This window comes from uncultured Aquabacterium sp. (genome assembly GCF_947366995.1).
GTDB lineage: Bacteria > Pseudomonadota > Gammaproteobacteria > Burkholderiales > Burkholderiaceae_C > Aquabacterium.
The window spans coordinates 39,078-56,640 of the sequence record NZ_CANBCC010000007.1 but is presented as its reverse complement, the minus strand read 5'-3'; the positions used below and the strand labels follow the sequence as shown (position 1 = coordinate 56,640).

At 68.2% G+C, this 17,563-nt stretch carries 18 protein-coding genes; 10 read left to right on the top strand and 8 right to left on the bottom strand.

The annotated features are described in order from the left end of the window. Positions 1–11: 11 nt before the first annotated feature. Positions 12–881: an acyltransferase gene (locus Q0Z44_RS03790; RefSeq protein WP_298010556.1), complete on the top strand. Its 870-nt coding sequence runs from the start codon at positions 12–14 to the stop codon at positions 879–881. Positions 882–906: 25 nt separating this feature from the next. On the opposite strand, the gene Q0Z44_RS03785 is transcribed toward Q0Z44_RS03790, so the two are convergent. The 3 genes from Q0Z44_RS03785 to Q0Z44_RS03775 are packed head-to-tail and all read right to left on the bottom strand — an operon-like array spanning position 907 to position 4,013. Beyond that, positions 907–1,650 (bottom strand): hypothetical protein, encoded by a 744-nt coding sequence (locus tag Q0Z44_RS03785; RefSeq protein ID WP_298010553.1) that lies wholly within the window; start codon positions 1,648–1,650, stop codon positions 907–909. After that, positions 1,647–2,429, bottom strand: coding sequence for a class II aldolase/adducin family protein (locus Q0Z44_RS03780; RefSeq protein WP_298010551.1), 783 nt, complete (start codon positions 2,427–2,429; stop codon positions 1,647–1,649). Before Q0Z44_RS03780 ends, Q0Z44_RS03785 begins: the two co-directional genes overlap by 4 nt. 36 nt (positions 2,430–2,465) lie before the next feature. Beyond that, positions 2,466–4,013 (bottom strand): malonyl-CoA synthase, encoded by a 1,548-nt coding sequence (locus Q0Z44_RS03775; RefSeq protein ID WP_298010548.1) that lies wholly within the window; start codon positions 4,011–4,013, stop codon positions 2,466–2,468. A gap of 82 nt (positions 4,014–4,095) precedes the next feature. Between Q0Z44_RS03775 and Q0Z44_RS03770 the strand changes: the two genes are divergently transcribed. Then, a complete protein-coding gene (locus tag Q0Z44_RS03770; RefSeq protein ID WP_298010545.1) occupies positions 4,096–5,580 on the top strand; it encodes a serine hydrolase in 1,485 nt (494 codons plus the stop codon). A gap of 25 nt (positions 5,581–5,605) precedes the next feature. Here Q0Z44_RS03770 and Q0Z44_RS03765 read toward each other — a convergent pair whose 3' ends face one another. Then, positions 5,606–7,264 carry an acyl-CoA synthetase gene (locus Q0Z44_RS03765; RefSeq protein WP_298010542.1) on the bottom strand — a complete coding sequence of 553 codons (1,659 nt, stop codon included), beginning with the start codon at positions 7,262–7,264 and terminating at the stop codon, positions 5,606–5,608. Positions 7,265–7,390: 126 nt separating this feature from the next. Continuing rightward, positions 7,391–7,642: an RNA-binding S4 domain-containing protein gene (locus Q0Z44_RS03760; RefSeq protein WP_298010539.1), complete on the bottom strand. Its 252-nt coding sequence runs from the start codon at positions 7,640–7,642 to the stop codon at positions 7,391–7,393. Between the two features lie 171 nt (positions 7,643–7,813). Here Q0Z44_RS03760 and Q0Z44_RS03755 point away from each other — a divergent pair, with 171 nt between their 5' ends. Further along, positions 7,814–8,095, top strand: coding sequence for a hypothetical protein (locus Q0Z44_RS03755; RefSeq protein WP_298010535.1), 282 nt, complete (start codon positions 7,814–7,816; stop codon positions 8,093–8,095). A 17-nt stretch (positions 8,096–8,112) separates the two neighbouring features. Further along, positions 8,113–9,585: an aldehyde dehydrogenase family protein gene (locus tag Q0Z44_RS03750; RefSeq protein ID WP_298010532.1), complete on the top strand. Its 1,473-nt coding sequence runs from the start codon at positions 8,113–8,115 to the stop codon at positions 9,583–9,585. A 14-nt stretch (positions 9,586–9,599) separates the two neighbouring features. On the opposite strand, the gene Q0Z44_RS03745 is transcribed toward Q0Z44_RS03750, so the two are convergent. Beyond that, positions 9,600–10,043, bottom strand: a complete 444-nt coding sequence (locus Q0Z44_RS03745; RefSeq protein ID WP_298010529.1) for a regulator — start codon at positions 10,041–10,043, stop codon at positions 9,600–9,602. 270 nt (positions 10,044–10,313) lie between these two features. Here Q0Z44_RS03745 and Q0Z44_RS03740 point away from each other — a divergent pair, with 270 nt between their 5' ends. From Q0Z44_RS03740 to Q0Z44_RS03725, 4 genes are read left to right on the top strand one after another with little or no spacing between them, the layout of a single operon-like run. Continuing rightward, on the top strand, positions 10,314–11,237 hold the full coding sequence (locus Q0Z44_RS03740) for a branched-chain amino acid ABC transporter permease (RefSeq protein ID WP_298010526.1): 924 nt from the start codon (positions 10,314–10,316) through the stop codon (positions 11,235–11,237). A gap of 10 nt (positions 11,238–11,247) precedes the next feature. After that, entirely contained in the window at positions 11,248–12,351 is a 1,104-nt protein-coding gene (locus Q0Z44_RS03735; protein WP_298010523.1) for an ABC transporter ATP-binding protein, read from the top strand. After that, positions 12,348–13,124, top strand: a complete 777-nt coding sequence (locus tag Q0Z44_RS03730) for an ABC transporter ATP-binding protein (RefSeq protein WP_298010520.1) — start codon at positions 12,348–12,350, stop codon at positions 13,122–13,124. Before Q0Z44_RS03735 ends, Q0Z44_RS03730 begins: the two co-directional genes overlap by 4 nt. 49 nt (positions 13,125–13,173) lie before the next feature. Next, positions 13,174–13,896, top strand: a complete 723-nt coding sequence (locus Q0Z44_RS03725; protein WP_298010611.1) for an ABC transporter ATP-binding protein — start codon at positions 13,174–13,176, stop codon at positions 13,894–13,896. A 16-nt stretch (positions 13,897–13,912) separates the two neighbouring features. Here the strand turns inward: Q0Z44_RS03725 and Q0Z44_RS03720 are convergent, their stop codons facing one another. Further along, positions 13,913–14,332, bottom strand: coding sequence for an HIT family protein (locus tag Q0Z44_RS03720; RefSeq protein WP_109035091.1), 420 nt, complete (start codon positions 14,330–14,332; stop codon positions 13,913–13,915). Between the two features lie 32 nt (positions 14,333–14,364). After that, a complete protein-coding gene (locus Q0Z44_RS03715) occupies positions 14,365–15,411 on the bottom strand; it encodes a CDP-6-deoxy-delta-3,4-glucoseen reductase (protein ID WP_298010515.1) in 1,047 nt (348 codons plus the stop codon). A gap of 79 nt (positions 15,412–15,490) precedes the next feature. Here Q0Z44_RS03715 and Q0Z44_RS03710 point away from each other — a divergent pair, with 79 nt between their 5' ends. Both Q0Z44_RS03710 and Q0Z44_RS03705 read left to right on the top strand, forming a co-directional pair. Further along, positions 15,491–16,411: an NAD-dependent epimerase/dehydratase family protein gene (locus tag Q0Z44_RS03710; RefSeq protein ID WP_298010512.1), complete on the top strand. Its 921-nt coding sequence runs from the start codon at positions 15,491–15,493 to the stop codon at positions 16,409–16,411. A gap of 106 nt (positions 16,412–16,517) precedes the next feature. Next, positions 16,518–17,561 carry an SGNH/GDSL hydrolase family protein gene (locus Q0Z44_RS03705; protein WP_298010509.1) on the top strand — a complete coding sequence of 348 codons (1,044 nt, stop codon included), beginning with the start codon at positions 16,518–16,520 and terminating at the stop codon, positions 17,559–17,561. Positions 17,562–17,563 lie beyond the last annotated feature (2 nt).

Here is a 17,563-nt window from a genome sequence, read left to right as displayed (position 1 = left end):
GAGACCGATACATGTCCCTTCTTGCTCCGATCAAGGCCACCTTTGCCGGGGTGGTGCTGGCTGTCAACACCCTTGTCGGCTTTTCGCTGATGATGCCGCTGGCCCTTCTCAAGCTGGTGCTGCCGCTGCGCGCCGTGCGCAGCGTGGCCGATGTGCTGCTCAACGGCATCGCAGAGAACTGGATCAGCATCAACAACGGCTGGATCGAGTTGGTCGGCCAGCGTGGGTGGGAGATCCGCGGGGCCGAGGGGTTCAAGCGCCAGGGCTGGTACCTGGTCAGCAGCAACCACCAGAGCTGGGTTGACATCCTCGTGCTGCAGAAGGTATTCAACCGCCGCATCCCGCTGCTGAAGTTCTTCATCAAGCACGAACTGATCTTCGTGCCGGTGATTGGCCTGGCGTGGTGGGCGCTCGACTTCCCGTTCATGCGCCGCAAGGGCGGGGCCTCGGCCCGTCAGGACCTCGAAGCCGCCCGCAAGGCCTGCGAGAAGTTCCGCGTGGTGCCCACTTCGGTGATCAGCTTCCTGGAGGGCACGCGCTTCACGCCGGGCAAGCAGGCGCAGCAGAAGTCGCCTTACCAGCATCTGCTCAAGCCCAAGACCGGTGGCATCGCCATGGCGCTTGAAACGCTGGGTGACAAACTCGAAACCCTGGTCGACGTGACCATCGTCTACCCGGACGGCGTGCCGACCTTCACCGACCTGCTGAGCGGTCGGGTGCGCAATGTCATCGTGACGGTGCGTCAGGTGCACATCCCCGAGAACCTGCACGTGGCCGAAGACGGCACCGATCCCCAGTACCGCCAGCGCCTGCAGAGCTGGATCAACGGACTCTGGGATGCCAAGGACGCCGAACTGTCGGCGCTGCGCAAGGGCCGTTGAGCCGCTTGCGGTTTCCGGCCGGTGCTCAGCGCGCGGCCGGGGCGCTCGAGGCGCCTGAGGCGGCCGATGCCGCCAGCGCGGCCTTCAGCGGTCCGCGCAGACGTGCATCGAACTCGGCGGGCGCCACGTACTGCAGCAGCTCCTTGCCTTCGGTGTCGAGCACCAGGTCGAGCCCGCGCGCGGGGTAGAGGTGGTGCACCATGTGGGCATTGCGCCGCACCTGCTCGGCGGCCGGGCCGAAACGCTGCTGCACCGCGACATCGTCCAGGTTGGCCGAGGGAATGAAGCCCAGTGCGGCCACCGGGGCAGCCAGCGCCTGCGCCATGTCGGCCGGGGCCAGCTGGTACTTGCGTGTGGTGCTCTCCATGAACTCGGCCTTCAGCGCCCGCTCGCGCAGGCCGCGGATGGCCTCGGGTGCCATGCGGGCCGTGATCACCAGCTTGCCGTTGATGAAGCCGGCCGGCGCCGGGTCGACATAGGCCTCCAGCGTGCCATCCTCTCCCGGCGCGGCGATCACGGCGATCTGCATCGTGTCGCCCCAGCGCTGGCGTGCATCGCCCAAGGTGCTGCCACCCGGCTGGCCCGCGGGCATCAGCGTCAGACCGAACACGCGGCTGCCGCCTCCGGGCAGCGCTTCGATCTGCCACGGCAGGCCGGTGGCCTCGGTCTGCGGGGCGGTGGCGTCGCCACGCTGGCCCAGGTAGACGATCAGGGCACTGAGGCCCAGGGCGGCGGCCACCATGGCCAGCACGATCTTGAACTGCTTCATGTCTTGTAAGAGGGGTCGATGCGGTCGAGCTTGCGGATGAGGGCCGGCCACGCGAAGGCGCCGCCCAGCCCGCCAGTCTGCACCTTCATCGCGTGCGAAACGCCTTCCACGATCTGCGGATTGACGTGCGTCAGGGCCGAGCCACCGCTTTGCGCAGCAATCTGGATCTGGCAGGTGCTCTCGAACACATACATGTTGAGGAAGGCATCGGCAATGGTGCGACCCACGGTCAGCAGGCCGTGGTTGCGCAGCATCAGAAAGCGCCGGTCGCCGAGGTCCGCCTGCAGGCGCGGCTTCTCGTCTTCGCGGAAGGCCACGCCCTCATAGTCGTGGTATGCCAGCGAGGCGAGCACGAAGGTGCTCTGCTGCGAGATTGGCAGCACACCATCGCGCTGGGCTGACACGGCCACGCCGGCGCGGGTGTGGGTGTGCAACACGCAGCCCGCGTCTTCGCGCACCGCATGCACCGCGCTGTGGATGGTGAAGCCGGCCGGGTTGACCGGGAAGGGCGAGTCGTCGAGCTTGTTGCAGGCCTGGTCGACTTTCACCAGGCTCGAGGCCGTGATCTCGTCGAACATCAGGCCGTAGGGGTTGATCAGGAAGTGGTGCTCCGGCCCGGGGATGCGTGCCGAGATGTGCGTGAACACCAGATCGCTCCAGCCGTAGAGCGCAACCAGCCGGTACGCGGCGGCCAGGTCGACGCGCAGCTGCCACTCTTCGGCGCTGACGCGGTCCTTCAGCGAGGGGATGTCGAGCGGGGTGCTGGCGGTGTCGGGCATGGCGGTCTCCGGTTGAGGGTGATCACAGTGTTCGCATCACGAGGCGGTGAACACCCCGTCGTGGGCCTGGCGCAGCAGGTTCTTCTGCACCTTGCCCATGGCGTTGCGCGGCAGTTCGTCGACCACGATCACGCGCTTGGGCACCTTGAAGTTGGCGATGCTGGCCTTCAGTGCGGTGATCACAGTGGCTTCGTCCGGGGTGCTGCCGGTTTCGGCCACGATCACGGCCACGACGCCCTCGCCGAAATCGGGGTGGGGCAAGCCGATCACGGCCGATTCGATCACGCCGGGCAGCCGGTCGATGTGGCTTTCCACTTCGGCCGGGTAGACATTGAAGCCACCCGAGATGATGAGGTCCTTGGCGCGCCCCACGAGGTGCACGTGGCCCTGTTCGTCAATGCGGCCCACGTCGCCGGTGCGGAACCAGCCGTCGGCAGTGAAGGCTTCGGCGGTCTTGTCGGGCATGCCGAGGTAGCCGATGAACACATTGGGGCCGCGCACCTCGACGTGACCCGGCTCACCGGTGCCCAGCGGCTGGCCCTCGTCGCCCACGATGCGCACGCCCACGCCCGGCAAGGGTCGGCCCACGGTGCCCGCGATGCGCTCGCCTTCGCGTGCGCGACACGGGTTGGAGCACAGCATGCCGGTCTCGCTCATGCCGTAGCGTTCCAGAACGGTGTGGCCGGTACGCGCGGCAAAGGCGCTGAACGCCGCGGGCAGCAAGGGGGCCGAGCCGCTGACGAACAGCCGCATGCCGGCGGTGGCTTCGGCGTTCAGCCCGTCGTGCGCAAGCAGTCGCCCGTACATCGTCGGCACGCCCATGAACACGGTGGCCTGCGGGGCGGCGGTGTCCGTGATTTGCGCCAGCACGGCTGCGGGCGAGAAGGCATTCAGCCAGCGCATGGGTGTGCCCGACAGCAGCGCGCAGTGCGAGGCCACGAACAGCCCGTGGATGTGGAAGATCGGCAGGGCGTGCACCAGGCAATCGTCGTGGCGCCAGTCCCAGTGGCGCAGCAGGGTGCGCGCGTTGCTCAGCAGGTTGCCGTGCGTGAGCATCGCGCCTTTGCTGCGCCCGGTGGTGCCCGAGGTGTAGAGGATGGCCGCGAGGTCGTCGGCGCGGCGGGGCACCGGTTGCTGCTCGTCGCCATACAGGCTCGCGTGGCTCAGCAGGCTGCCGCGGCGATCCGTGCCCAGCGTGAACAGGTGCTCCACCTGACCGTGGCCCGCCAGCGGGATCACCCATTCCTGGTCTTCCGGGCGGCACACCAGCACGGCCGGCTGTGCGTCCTGAATGAAGTACTCGAGTTCGGCTGCGCGGTAGGCCGGGTTGAGGGGCAGGTAGACGCAGCCTGCCCGCAGCGTGGCCAGGTACAACAGCAGGGATTCGACCGATTTGTCGACGTGGGCGGCGACCACTGGCGGTCGCCCGTCCACGCCCTGCAGATGCAGGCTTTGCAGCAGGTTGGCCAGCATGGCACTGGCCCGATCGAGGTCGGACCACGTGTAAATGCCGGCGTCGGTGAGGATGGCCGCATCGTCCAGGGTGGCCGGCCAGGCGGCGCGCAAGGCAGTGAACAGGTTCATGCCGTAACGGTAACGCATCGCGCGCACGGCACCGTGCGGGTCAGGCTACAGTCTGGGCGCTCTCGCCTCCATGGTTTCCCGCATGCCGTTGTTGCAGACCTTGCTTCCCTTGCTTTCTCGTCGCCGCCTCATCGGAGCGGCGTTGGCGATGAGTGCGCTCGCCCATCCCGCGCCTGCGCGCGCGGGCCTGCTCGACGACGTGCCCGTGGGGCTCGGCTTCGCGGCCTGGGATCTGTGCACCCGGGTGCTGGCCATCGGGGATGACGGCGGGCGGGTGCGCACACGCTACACCGGGCCCAAGGTCAGCCCGCTGCCCTGGATCTGGCGGGTGCGGCAGGGCGCGGATGAGGTCGAGGTCAAGACCTGGCTGCACGTGCCCGGATGGCGACGCCTGGCGGTGCACCGTCCCGGGCTGGGCTGCACGCTTCTTCCCCCGGGGGTGGACCGGGCCACCTGGTTGCGCACCAGTCCCGCCCTGAAGCCGCCGGTCATGTCGCTTGCGCCGGGTGCGATCCAGGCTGGCCGTCCCTGGCCCCAGGGAGACGGCCCGGCCGAGGCGCCGCCTGCGCACACGGCCTTGCCCATCGCGCTCGAGCGCGCGTCGGCTGCACTCTTCGCCGAAACGACGGACAACCCGCGTGCGCGTCAGAACACCCAGGCTGTGCTGGTGCTGCACCAGGGCCGCCTGATCCACGAGCGTTATGCGCCCGGTTATGGCCCTGACAGCCTGCTGCCCGGCTGGTCGATGACGAAGTCGCTGACCGCGCTGTGGGCCGGCGCCCTGCTCGGGCGGGGTGTGCTGGCGCTCGACCAGCCTCTGGGCCTGCCCGTGTGGGCCGGCACGGAAAAAGCGGGGATCACGTGGCGGCACGCGTTGAACCTCGCGCCCGGCCTGGCGTGGGACGAAGGCCACTCGGGTTTCAGCTCCGTCTCGGACATGCTGTTCTCGCACGGCGACCACGCGGCCTATGCCGCGGCCATGCCGATGGAGGCCGCGCCGGGCACCCGCTTCAACTACTCCACCGGCACCAGCGCCCTGCTGGGGGCTGCCATCCGCCACCGGCTGGGCGGTGACGCGCAGCGCGCCCTCGACAGCCTGTGGCAAGACCTGCTGGCACCGCTGGGCGTGCGCGCGGGCTTTGTCGAACCCGACGCCACGGGCACGCCGGCCGCCGGGGCGCGCGGGGTGCTGCGGCCGCGTGACTGGCTCCGGCTGGGCGAACTTGTGCGGCGGGAGGGGCAGTGGCAGGGGCGCACGGTGGTGCCGCCCGGCTTTGTCGCCTTCATGCGGGCACCGTCACCGGCCAACGCGGGATACGGCGCGGGCCTGCGCCTGTACGACCCGGCGCTGATGCCCGCCACCGTGCCGCGGGACGTCGCCTATTTCACCGGCCTGATGGGCCAGTTCATGGTCATCCTGCCGAGCCAGCAGCTGGTACTGCTGCGCATGGGCGTGTCGCTCGACAAGGAAGAGACACGCCGTCGCGTGTTCGATGCGGCGCTGGCGCTGGTGCGCGCCAGCCAGGAGCCGCGCGAGCCTGTGCTGGCCCAGGCCGCCGGGCGCTGAACACCCGGACCGCGCCGGGCTGCCTTTAGACGTTGATCGCCGCCACCGAGCCGGCCACCTTGCGCAGCTCGAACTTCTGGATCTTGCCGGTCGATGTCTTGGGCAGCTCGCCGAAGACCACGGCGCGCGGCGCCTTGAAGTGCGCGAGGTGCGCGCGGCAGTGCTGGATGATCTCCTCGGCCGTCACCTGGGCGCCCGGCTTGAGCTCGATGAAGGCGCACGGCGTCTCGCCCCACTTCTCGTCGGGCTTGGCCACCACCGCCGCGGCCATCACGGCCGGATGGCGGTACAGCACGTCTTCCACCTCGATCGACGAGATGTTCTCGCCGCCCGAGATGATGATGTCCTTGCTGCGGTCCTTGATCTTCACGTAGCCATCGGGGTACATCACGGCGAGATCACCTGTGTGGAACCACCCGCCGGCAAAGGCCTCCTGCGTGGCCTTGGGGTTCTTCAGGTAGCCCTTCATCGTGATGTTGCCCCGGAACATGATCTCGCCCATGGTCTCGCCATCGGACGGCACCGGCTGCATGGTCAGCGGGTCCATCACGCTGATGCCACGCTGCAGGTGGTAGGCCACGCCCTGGCGGGCATTCAGCCGGGCGCGCTCGCCCACGGGCAACTCGTTCCACGATTCGTGCTTCACACACACGGCGGCCGGGCCGTAGATCTCGGTCAGGCCGTAGACATGGGTCAGGTCGATGCCGAGCTGCTCCATGCCCTCGATCATCGCGGCGGGCGGCGCGGCGCCGGCCACCATGGCCTTCACACCCTGACCCTGGCGCAGGTTCAGGCCCTCCTTCAGCTCGGCCGGCGCATTCACCAGCGCGGCATGCACGATGGGGGCGCTGCAGTAGTGCGTGACGCCATGCTGACGGAACGCCTCGAAGATGGACTTCGGGTCGACGCGGCGCAGGCACACGTTCACGCCAGCGCGGGCGGCCACCGTCCACGGGAAGCACCAGCCATTGCAGTGGAACATCGGCAGCGTCCACAGGTAGACCGGGTGCTTGGGCATGTCCCACTCGAGGATGTTGGACACCGCGTTCGTCGCCGCCCCGCGATGGTGGTAGACCACGCCCTTCGGGTTGCCCGTCGTGCCCGACGTGTAGTTCAGCGCGATCGCGTTCCACTCGTCCGACGGCATTTCCCACGCGTAGTCGGCCTGCCCCTGGGCCACCAGCTGTTCATACGTCAGGGTGCCGATGCGTTCCGTCTTGCCGGTGTACAGCACATCCTCCACGTCGACCACCAGGATGGGCTCGCTGCGCGTGCGCAGTGCCAGCGCCTGGGCCATCACGCCGCTGAACTCGGGGTCCACGATGACGGCCTTGGCCTCGCCGTGGTCAAGCATGAAGGCCAGCGCCTCCGCGTCCAGACGGGTGTTGAGCGCGTTCAGCACCGCGCCGGCCATCGGGATGCCGAAGTGCGCTTCCACCATGGGCGGCGTGTTGGGCAGCATCACGGCCACCGTGTCGCCCACGCCAATGCCCTGTTGCCGCAGCGCGCTGGCCAGCCGGCGGCAGCGGGTGTAGGTCTGGCCCCAGCTCTGGCGCAAGGCGCCATGCACGATGGCCAGGCGGTCGGGGTAGACGAGGGCGGTGCGCTCGATGAAGGACAGCGGCGACATCGGCACATGGTTGGCCGGGTTGCGGGGCAGGTCCTGTTCGTAGATGTTCGGCATGGCGGGGTTCTCCTGACGGGTTTGCGCCCATCCTGCCCCAGTGGTTTCTGTCGCGCCGCGGGATTCCCCCTGTGTCAGGCTGGTACAGGTGCGCGGCAGGCGCTGTCCTGAAGCGACACGCAGCAATCAGGCCGCCGGCGAGCGACCCTGATCCTCGGGGATAACCCGAATGCGTGCGCCGTGCACGCTGACCACTTGCCCCGCGCGGATCTTGGCGGTCTTGCGCAGTTCGTCCTGTCCGTCCACCTGCACCAGGCCTTCGGCCACCATGGTCTTGGCGCGGCCGCCGCTCTCGGCCAGGCCGCAGGCCTTGAGCAGGCTGTCCAGCGTGATGAAGTCGCCGCGCAGGGGGAAGGTGATCTGTTGCAGGGGGGGCATGGTGAGCAGGGAAGATACGGAGTCGGGGTGTCGCGCAGAAACCCCACGGGCGGCCGGCATCAGGGCACAATGGCGGCTGATTGTGAGTTCGCGTGTTTTCACATTGGTCGAGACCGGTGTCACGCGGTGCCCATTGTCGCGCGGTGTGTTCCCCTGCAGTACAGTCCGCCCATGAAAAAGACCGACCTTGAAAAGAACAAGGGCCTGAAGATCATGGGTCAGATGCGCCAGGCGGGCTCCCCGAGCCGCTTTGGTGTTGCTGCCCAGGCCGTGCCCGACCGCCGTGAACAACGCAAGCTCGACCAGGCTGCGGGCCTGGTGCCGTTCGCGGTGAAGCTGCCTCAGGACCTGGTCACGCGCCTGCGTGAACGGGCCGAAGCGGAACACCGTCCCCTTCATGAGCTGACCGCGGCCCTCCTTGACGCGGCGCTCGCTGCCCCACCGGCCGACTGACCTGACGGAGACCCCCGATGAACCGCCCTGCGATGCACCTTGTTGATCCTGCAACCGGTGAATCCGATCCGGAGCAGATTCGTCGGGTCTTTGAATCCCAGCAGGCCACGGCCCTGGCCTGGCGGCAGTCGACGATTGCCGAGCGCATCGCGCGGCTCAAGCGCCTGCGCGAGGCCATGCTGGCGCGCCGCGAGGATTTCTACGCAGCGTTCGCCAAGGACTACCGCAAGCCGGTCGTCGAAGTGGAGGGCACCGAGTTCATGCCGGTGCTCGACGAGATCCGCCACGCCATCGGCAACCTGAAAAAGTGGGCCCAGCCGCGCCGCGTGTGGCCCACCATGACCACCGCCTTCACCAGTGCCTGGATCGAGTACCAGCCGCGCGGCCGCTGTCTCATCATCGCGCCGTGGAACTTCCCGCTGAACCTGTGCTTCGGGCCCCTGGTCTCGGCGCTGGCGGCGGGCAACACCGTCATCCTCAAGCCGTCGGAGATGACGCCGGCGGTCAGCGCCGTCATGGCGGAGGTGATCGCCAGCGTCTTCCAACCACACGAAGTGGCGCTGTTCGAAGGCAGCCTGCCGACCTCGCAGGCGCTGCTGGCGCTGCCCTTCGACCACATCTTCTTCACCGGTTCGCCGGCGGTGGGCAAGGTCGTGATGACGGCCGCGGCCCGGCACCTCACCAGCGTCACGCTCGAACTGGGCGGCAAGTCGCCCGTGATCGTCGACGAAACCGCCGACATCCAGGCCTCCGCCGAGACACTGCTGTGGGGCAAGTTCACCAACTGCGGCCAGATCTGCGTGGCGCCCGACCATGTGTTCGTGCACGCGTCCATCAAGGAAGACTTCGTCGAGGCCTGCCGCCGCGTCGTCGCCCAGCGCTTCGGCCGCACCCCCGACGCCGTTCGCCAGAGCCCCGACCTGACCCGCGTCATCAACCAGCGTCACACCCAGCGCATTGCCAGCCTGCTGACCGACGCCAGGGACAAGGGTGCGCGCGTGCTGGTGGGCGGCGAGGTCGACGTCAGCACCTGCTACATCGCCCCCACGCTGATCGACCAGGTGCCCGAGTCGGCCGAGATCATGCAGGAAGAGATCTTCGGCCCCGTGCTGCCGGTGGTGACCTACACCGACCTGGATCAGGTGGTGAACACCATCAACGCGCAGCCCAAGCCGCTGGCGCTGTACATCTTCAGCCGCGACAAACGCCGCACGCGCGACCTGATCGAGCGCACCAGCTCGGGCGGCGTGGCCATCAACCATTGCGTGCTGCACTACGCGCACGGCAACCTGCCGTTCGGCGGCGTCAACAATTCGGGCATCGGCAGCGCGCACGGCGAGTTCGGCTTCAAGGCCTTCTCGCACGAGCGGGCGGTGCTCAAGTCCGGGCCCATCATGCTGGCCCGGATGTTCTTCCCGCCCTACACCGGCCTCAAGCAGAAGCTGGTGCGCTGGACGGTCGACAGCCTGCGTCTGCCTTCGTTGTTCTGAACGAGGCGGCGGGCTCAGGCCGCGGCACGCCGCGCGTCTTCGATCGCCTCCAGCATCTCGAACGTCACTTCGGCCACCGTGTTCTCCTGGTCATCCAGGATCTGATAGAGCAGCTCGCCCGGTTGGGGCCGCATGCTGAAGAGCACGATGGCGTCTTCCGCGCCACCTCCCTCCCGGTGCGGGGTGGGGCTGGGCGGGCTCACCGTGTAAGAGCCCGTCGGCCGGCGCTCTCGCAGCGTGCCATCGGCATCGTGGATGCGGTGCTCGCCGGCGACCACGAACGTGTGGTTGAGGGCCAGATGCCGGTGCAGGACGATCTGCTCTCCCGCCTTGAAGCGAAAGAGGATGTCGGCGATGCGGCTGGCGCGGTCAAGGTGCTGGATCGCGAAGGAAAAATGAGGGAAATCGCCGAAGGGCTGCCAGTCGATGGTGTCCGGGTCGAAGTGGGGGTGGGCCATGGGTCGTCTCCTGGTGGGTTGCAAAGGCCGCGAGGGCCAGGGCATTGAAGCCCATGGCTCCCTTCCCGGCCAGGGCAGGGGCCCCGACGCATGCCGGGAGATTTGCCCGCTGCATCTTCAGGGGTGGATCAACCCTCCCCCGGGTAGATCTGTACGGCGAACCGGATGCCGGGCCACACAGCTATCCGATAATCCGAATGGTCGAGCCCCTGCTGCACTGGGCTCCGTGTGCAAACACAAGCTGGCGGGCTTTTTGCTATCGCTCACACCGTGGACATCTTCATTCAACAACTGATCAATGGCCTGGTGCTGGGCAGCATGTATGCCCTCGTCGCCCTTGGCTACACGATGGTGTACGGCATCATCAACCTCATCAACTTCGCCCATGGCGAGGTGCTCATGGTGGGGGCGCTGGTGAGCTGGACGGTGGTGACATCTCTGGAGGGCAGCGGCATCCCGGGCTGGGCGCTGTTGTCGCTGTCGCTCGTCATTGCGATGGCGGTGTGCATGCTGCTGAACATGGCGATCGAAAAGCTTGCCTACCGGCCGCTGCGCAATGCTCCGCGTCTGGCGCCGCTGATCACTGCCATGGGCATGTCGCTGCTGCTTCAAACGCTCGCGATGATCATCTGGAAGCCGGACTACAAGCCGTATCCGATTCTGCTGAACGACGAGCCCTATGAATTCATGGGCGCGACGATCAACCTCGTGCAGATCCTGATCCTGGTGGTCACTGCAGTGACGCTGGCCGGGCTGATGGCCCTGATCCACGGCACGAAGCTGGGCCGCGCCATGCGGGCCACGGCCGAGAACCCGCGCGTTGCGCAACTGATGGGCGTTCGCCCGGACCGCGTCATCAGCGCCACCTTCGCCATCGGCGCTGCGCTGGCCGCGCTGGCCGGCGTGATGTGGGCCGCCAACTACGGCTCGGTGCAGCACACCATGGGTTTCCTGCCCGGCCTGAAGGCCTTCACGGCGGCCGTGTTCGGTGGCATCGGCAACCTGGGTGGTGCCATGGTGGGCGGCGTCCTGCTGGGCATCATCGAATCGATGGGCGCCGGCTACATCGGCGACTTCACCGGCGGCGTGCTGGGCAGCAACTACCAGGACATCTTCGCCTTCACCGTGCTGATCCTCGTTTTGACCTTGCGCCCGCAGGGCCTGCTGGGTGAACGCGTTGCCGACCGCCCCTGAGGACCACGCCATGAACAAGAACCGACTGCTGCCCTTCCTGGGCGCCGCCGTGGCCCTGGCCGTCCTGCCCCTGCTGCTGCAGGGCGTGGGGGAGGCCTGGGTCCGCATCCTCGACACCGCGCTGCTCTACATCCTGCTGGCGCTGGGCCTCAACATCGTGGTGGGCTTTGCCGGCCTGCTCGATCTGGGCTACATCGCCTTTGCGGCGGTCGGGGCCTACCTGTTCGCGCTGCTGGCCTCGCCGCACCTGGCCGAGAACCTGCCGGCCGTAGCCGCCATGTTCCCCAATGGGCTGCACACGCCCATCTGGCTGGCGCTGCCGCTGGGTGCCGGCCTGGCCGCGCTCGCCGGCGTGATGCTGGGCGCGCCCACGCTGAAGCTGCGTGGCGACTACCTGGCCATCGTGACCCTGGGCTTCGGCGAGATCATCCGCGTGTTCATGAACAACCTGGATGCGCCGGTCAACATCACCAACGGCCCCAAGGGCATCAATGCGATCGAGCCCTTCCGTGTCGGCCCCATCAACCTGGGTGAGCCCTGGCACATCGGCAGCTTCACGCTGCCGCCCGTCACGCTGCATTACTACCTCTTCCTGGGCATCGTGATCCTCGCCGTCATCGTGTGCATGCGGCTGCATGATTCCCGTCTGGGCCGCGCCTGGATGGCCATCCGAGAAGACGAGGTGGCGGCCAAGGCCATGGGCCTGAACACGCGCAACCTGAAGCTGCTGGCCTTCGGCCTGGGCGCGACCTTCGGTGGTGTCTCGGGCGTGCTGTTCGCCAGCTTCCAGGGCTTTGTGTCGCCGGAATCGTTCAGCCTGCAGGAGTCCATCCTGGTGGTGGCGATGGTCGTGCTCGGTGGCCTGGGCCACATCCCCGGCGTCATCCTGGGCGCCTTCCTGCTGGCCGCGCTGCCCGAAGTGCTGCGCCACGTGGCCGGTCCGCTCCAGGCCATGACCGATGGCCGCCTGGACGCCGCCATCCTGCGCCAGCTGCTGGTGGCCGTGGCCATGATCGGCATCATGCTGGCTCGCCCGCGTGGCCTGTGGCCCGCCCCGGCGCACGAGGATCGCCTGATCCCGGATGAAGCCGCACTGAAGGAGGGCCAGGCATGAGCCGCTTGCTGCTGAATGTCGAGGGCGTGGCCAAGCGTTTCGGGGGCGTGCAGGCGCTCAAGGGCGTCGGCCTGAGCATCCCCGAGGGCCAGGTGCACGGTCTGATCGGCCCGAACGGCGCCGGCAAGACCACCTTCTTCAACATGATCACCGGCCTGATCCCCTCGGACCAGGGCCGCTTCGAGCTGGACGGCAAGCCTTACAAGCCGACCGCGGTGCACGAGGTGGCGCGCGCCGGCATTGCCCGCACCTTCCAGAACATCCGCCTGTTTGCCGACATGTCCGCGCTCGACAACGTGCGGGTGGGGCGCCACGTGCGTACCAAGGTGAGCTGGTGGCATGCCGTGCTGCGCTCAAAGTCCTTCCGCGACGAGGAAGCCGCGATCACGCGTGATGCCATGGCGCTGCTGGCCTTCGTGGGCCTGGACAGCAAGGCGCACCAGACCGCCCGCACGCTGAGCTACGGCGACCAGCGCCGCCTGGAGATTGCCCGCGCGCTGGCCACCGAGCCCAAGCTGCTGGCACTCGACGAGCCCGCCGCCGGCATGAACGCGACCGAGAAGGTGCAGCTGCGCGAGCTGATCGAGAAGATCCGCGCGCAGGGCCGCGCCGTGCTGCTGATCGAGCACGACGTGAAGCTGGTGATGGGCCTGTGCGACCACGTGACCGTGCTCGACCAGGGCAAGCTCATCGCTTCCGGTACCCCGGTCGACGTGCAGCGTGATCCCGCGGTGATTGCCGCCTACCTGGGCGAGTCCCACCTGCCTGCGTGAGGCCGCGATGTCGACTGTTGTGTCCGTGACCACTTCTGTGAGCGTCTCGATGACGACCACCACCCAGCCGCTGCTGGCCGTGCGCGACCTGCACGTGGCCTATGGCGGGATCCAGGCCGTCAAGGGTCTGAATCTTGATCTGCACGAAGGCGAGCTCGTGAGCCTGATCGGTGCCAACGGCGCCGGCAAGACCACGACCCTCAAGGCCATCTGTGGCCTGCTGCACCCGAGCGCGGGCGACATCCTGTACCAGGGCCGCAGCCTCAAGGGGCAGGGCGCGTGGGACTTGCCCGCCCAGGGTCTGGTGATGGTGCCCGAAGGCCGCGGCATCTTCACCCGCATGACGATCGACGAGAACCTGCGCATGGGCACCTACCTGCGCCAGGACGCGGACATCGAGTCCGACATCGAGCGCGTGTACGTCCGCTTCCCGCGCTTGAAGGAGCGGATGAAGCAGTTGGCCGGCACCCTCTCGGGCGGTGAACAGCAGATGCTGGCCATGGGCCGCGCACTGCTGGCACGCCCCAAGCTGCTGCTGCTTGACGAGCCCTCGATGGGCCTGTCGCCCATCATGGTCGACCTGATCTTCGAGGTGGTGCGCGAGGTGTCGCAGCAGGGCGTGACCGTGCTGCTGGTCGAGCAGAACGCCCACCGTGCGCTCGAGATGGCCGACCGCGCCTACGTGCTCGAATCCGGCGAAATGACGCTCAGCGGCCCCGCCGCCGAACTCCTGGGCGACCCGCAGGTGCAGGCCGCCTACCTGGGCGCCTGACGCGCCCAGGATCGCATCAGGCGAGGGCCGCGCGGATGCGCTCGCCCAGCGCCTGGATCTGCGCCATGTCGCCGGCAACCGTGGCGTGCGGGCGGCGCAGGTCGGCGATCGAGCCGGGGATGACGTGCACGTGGAAGTGCGGCACGCTCTGACCGGCCGCGGCGCCGTTCAGCTGCATGAGCACGATGCCCTCGGCGCCCAGCGCCTGCTTCTGCGCATTGCCGATGCGGCGCACCGTGCGCATCACGGCCTGGGCGGCCTCATCCGACAGTTCGAACAGCGTGGTGGCGGCCTCCTTCGGAATCACCAGCGCGTGGCCTTCAGCCTGCGGCATGATGTCCATGAACGCCAGGGTGTGCTCGTCCTCGTAGAGCTTGAAGCACGGGATCTCGCCGCGCAGCATCTTCGCGAAAACGTTGTTCGTGTCGTAGGCCATCTGGTCTCCTCGTGTGAAGCGGTTCGGGTGGCTCAGGCGCCGAGCTTGTCGGCGGCACTCGTGAAAGCGTCGGCGTAGAAGTGCTCGGCGGGCAGGCCGGCGCGCGCGGTGAAGTCGCGCTGGGCAGCGTGCACCATGACCGGCGCGCCACAGGCGTACACCTCATGCGCCGACAGGTCGGGCAGGTCGGCCAGCACGGCCTCGTGCACGAAGCCCGTGCGGCCTGTCCAGGCATCTTCGGGGCGGGCGTCCGACAGCACGGGCACGTAGCGCAGCCAGTCGCTGCATTCGGCCGCCTGCTGTTCGGCCCAGTCGTGCAGGTAGAGGTCGGCACGGGCGCGGGCGCCCCAGTACAGCACGGTGGGGCGGCGGATGCCCTTGAAGCGCATGTGCTCGACGATGGCCTTGATGGGCGCAAAGCCCGTGCCCGAGGCGAGCAGCACGATGGGGCGCTCGGAGTCCTCGCGCAGGAAGAAGGTGCCGAACGGGCCTTCGACGCGCAGGATGTCCTTCTCTTTCATGGCGCCGAACACGTGGTCCGTGAACACGCCGCCGGGCATGTGGCGGATGTGCAGCTCCATCCCGTTGACGCCGGCTTCCTGCACCAGGTGGGGCGCATTGGCCATCGAATAGCTGCGGCGCTGGCCGTCCTTCAGGATGAATTCGATGTACTGGCCTGCGCGGAAGCCGAAGCTGTTGTTGGCCGGCAGCTGCAGGCGCAGCACCATCACATCGGGCGCCGCCCGCGTGAGGCTGGTGACGCGCGTGGGCATCTTCACCACGGGGTGGTCGCCCAGGCCCACCACCTGACGTGCTTCGATCACCAGATCGGTCTGCGGGGTGGCGCAGCAGGTGAGGATCCAGCCCTGGCTCTCTTCCTCGGGCGTGAGAGCTTTGGTCTGGTGCGCGCCGTGGATGACACGGCCTTCCAGCAGGCGGCATTTGCAGGAGCCGCAAGCGCCGTCCTTGCACCCGTAGGGCAGGCCGATGCCGGCGTGGATGGCGCCGCTCAGCACGGTTTCGTCACGCTGGACGTCGAACTGGCGGCCGCTGGGCTGGATGGAAACGGTCAGGCTCATGATGGCGATGGTGACGCAAACAACAAGCCCGGGTGGAGCCGGGCAGAATCGCGAAACCTCGATTCTCGCCCAGACTGCCATGCGTGCTCCTTCTCCTGTCCGTCCTGCCGTGTTCCGGCGCACCCGTGTGCTGGTGGTGGGGTTTGGCGATGTGGGGCAGCGGGCTGCTGCCATGCTGCCGGCGGGCCTGCGCGTGCTGGCGTTGACCTCGCAGGCAGCGCGCATGCCTGCGCTGCGCGCTGCCGGCGTGCGGCCGCTGCACGTGAACCTGGACGACCCGCGCGCCGTGCGCCGTCTCGCTGGACTGGTCGACCGCGTGCTGCATCTGGCCCCGCCACCCGGGCAAGGCCCCTCCGACCCTCGCACCATGCGTCTGTTGCAGGCGCTGTCGCGAGGTAGGGCACCGCGCACGTTGGTGTATGGCAGCACCACCGGGGTGTATGGCGATGCGGGCGGCGCGGAGTTCGACGAGACGCGCGCCGTGGCCCCCACCACCGACCGCGCGCGTCGCCGGGTGCACGCCGAGGCCGCCGTGCGGGGCTTCGGGCGCCGGCACGCCGCAGCCGGCACGCGCGCCTGCATCCTGCGCATCCCCGGCATCTACGCCCTCGACCGTGTGGGGGGCGATCCCCGTGAGCGGGTGCGCCGTGGCAGCCCGGTCCTGCGCCCCGAAGACGATGTGTGGACCAACCACATCCACGCCGATGACCTGGCCCGCGCCTGTGTGGCGGCCTTGTGGCGTGCGCGGCCGGGCCGGGTGGTGCACGTGTCCGACGACACCCGCCTGCGCATGGGCGACTACTTCGATTTCGTGGCCGACCGGTTCGGCCTGCCGCGTCCGCCCCGCCTGAGCCGGGCCGAGGCGGCCGCGGTGCTCAGCCCCATGCAGTTGTCCTTCATGGGAGAGTCGCGCCAGCTGCGCAACGCCCGCCTGAAGACCGAGCTGCGGGTGACGCTGCGCTACCCCGACGTGATGGCCGGCCTGCCCGCTCCTGGTTGAGGCACCCCGCTCGGTCAGGTGGGTGCGGGTCGATGCGGACGCCCGGGCTGAACGTTGGCTGATAAGGTGTGTGGTTTGTCACGGTTCGAAAATCGGAGGAGCACCCATGACAACCGCCCTTTTCACCTTGTCGCGTGTCTGCACGACCGTGGCCCTGGCCGCGGCCGCCGTGTTCGCCACCGCGCCGGCCCAGGCGTACAGCGAGCTGGTCGTGTTCGGCGACAGCCTGTCCGACAACGGCAATGCGCAGAAAGCCCTGGTGGCACGCGGTTTCCCGCTGCCCCTGCCGATCACGCCCTATGTGGGCGGGCGCTTCACCAACGGCCCGACGGCCGCCGAAGTGCTGGCGACGACGCTGGGCGTGACGCTGAACGACCGCGCCTATGGCGGCGCCTATTCGGGCACCGGCAGCAAGTTCAAGGACATCACCCCGCTGCTCAATGACACCGGCATGGCCGACCAGGTGAGCAGCTACATCAAGACGGCCGGCGGCCCGTTGAAGACCGATTCGCTCTACATGGTGTGGGGTGGGGGCAATGATTTTCTCGATGTCCTTATGCCCGGCGTGAGCAGCGAGACCCTGCAGGCCGTTGGCGCCCAGGCGATCAAGAACATCGCGGGTCACATCGGCACCCTGTATGCGGCCGGCGCCCGGGACTTCTTCGTGCCCGATCTGGCTGATTTCTCGTTCACCTACGTGGCACAGCAGCAGTCGGCCGAGGGGCAGGCGGCGCTCAGCGGGATGACGGCCAAGTTCAACATGGGCATGGACATGGCGCTCGACAAGCTGGAGACCAGCCTCAGCGGGATCACCATCCACCGCTTCGACACCAATGCCACGCTGAGAGCCTACCGCGCCGACCTCGTGGCCGACGGCGGCACGCTGACCGCGCGCTGCTGGGGCGGCAGTTATGCCGGGGTGTTGGCGTCGCCCGGTATGACCGCCTGCAGCAATCCGGACAGCCACTTCCTGTTCGACGGCGTGCACCCGACATCGGCCGTGCATCGGGCGATGGGAACGGCCTTCGCCGCCGCGGTGCCGGAACCGTCCGCTTCGGGGCTGGCGCTGGTCGGCCTGCTCGGTGTGGCTGTGATGGCGTCGCGCCGTCGCACGGGCGGCGCACCGGCCCACGCTGGCCACGGCGCCTGATC

What these genes read in the sequence shown, in the direction of transcription:
- Q0Z44_RS03770 (WP_298010545.1), top strand. Translation starts at nt 4,096, where the DNA reads ATGCCGTTGTTGCAGACCTTGCTTCCCTTGCTTTCTCGTCGCCGCCTC.
- Q0Z44_RS03730 (WP_298010520.1), top strand. Translation starts at nt 12,348, where the DNA reads ATGAGCCGCTTGCTGCTGAATGTCGAGGGCGTGGCCAAGCGTTTCGGG.
- Q0Z44_RS03725 (WP_298010611.1), top strand. Translation starts at nt 13,174, where the DNA reads ATGACGACCACCACCCAGCCGCTGCTGGCCGTGCGCGACCTGCACGTG.
- Q0Z44_RS03775 (WP_298010548.1), bottom strand. Translation starts at nt 4,013, where the DNA reads ATGAACCTGTTCACTGCCTTGCGCGCCGCCTGGCCGGCCACCCTGGAC.
- Q0Z44_RS03755 (WP_298010535.1), top strand. Translation starts at nt 7,814, where the DNA reads ATGAAAAAGACCGACCTTGAAAAGAACAAGGGCCTGAAGATCATGGGT.
- Q0Z44_RS03765 (WP_298010542.1), bottom strand. Translation starts at nt 7,264, where the DNA reads ATGCCGAACATCTACGAACAGGACCTGCCCCGCAACCCGGCCAACCAT.
- Q0Z44_RS03745 (WP_298010529.1), bottom strand. Translation starts at nt 10,043, where the DNA reads ATGGCCCACCCCCACTTCGACCCGGACACCATCGACTGGCAGCCCTTC.
- Q0Z44_RS03710 (WP_298010512.1), top strand. Translation starts at nt 15,491, where the DNA reads ATGCGTGCTCCTTCTCCTGTCCGTCCTGCCGTGTTCCGGCGCACCCGT.
- Q0Z44_RS03760 (WP_298010539.1), bottom strand. Translation starts at nt 7,642, where the DNA reads ATGCCCCCCCTGCAACAGATCACCTTCCCCCTGCGCGGCGACTTCATC.
- Q0Z44_RS03705 (WP_298010509.1), top strand. Translation starts at nt 16,518, where the DNA reads ATGACAACCGCCCTTTTCACCTTGTCGCGTGTCTGCACGACCGTGGCC.
- Q0Z44_RS03790 (WP_298010556.1), top strand. Translation starts at nt 12, where the DNA reads ATGTCCCTTCTTGCTCCGATCAAGGCCACCTTTGCCGGGGTGGTGCTG.
- Q0Z44_RS03735 (WP_298010523.1), top strand. Translation starts at nt 11,248, where the DNA reads ATGAACAAGAACCGACTGCTGCCCTTCCTGGGCGCCGCCGTGGCCCTG.
- Q0Z44_RS03720 (WP_109035091.1), bottom strand. Translation starts at nt 14,332, where the DNA reads ATGGCCTACGACACGAACAACGTTTTCGCGAAGATGCTGCGCGGCGAG.
- Q0Z44_RS03785 (WP_298010553.1), bottom strand. Translation starts at nt 1,650, where the DNA reads ATGAAGCAGTTCAAGATCGTGCTGGCCATGGTGGCCGCCGCCCTGGGC.
- Q0Z44_RS03780 (WP_298010551.1), bottom strand. Translation starts at nt 2,429, where the DNA reads ATGCCCGACACCGCCAGCACCCCGCTCGACATCCCCTCGCTGAAGGAC.
- Q0Z44_RS03715 (WP_298010515.1), bottom strand. Translation starts at nt 15,411, where the DNA reads ATGAGCCTGACCGTTTCCATCCAGCCCAGCGGCCGCCAGTTCGACGTC.
- Q0Z44_RS03750 (WP_298010532.1), top strand. Translation starts at nt 8,113, where the DNA reads ATGAACCGCCCTGCGATGCACCTTGTTGATCCTGCAACCGGTGAATCC.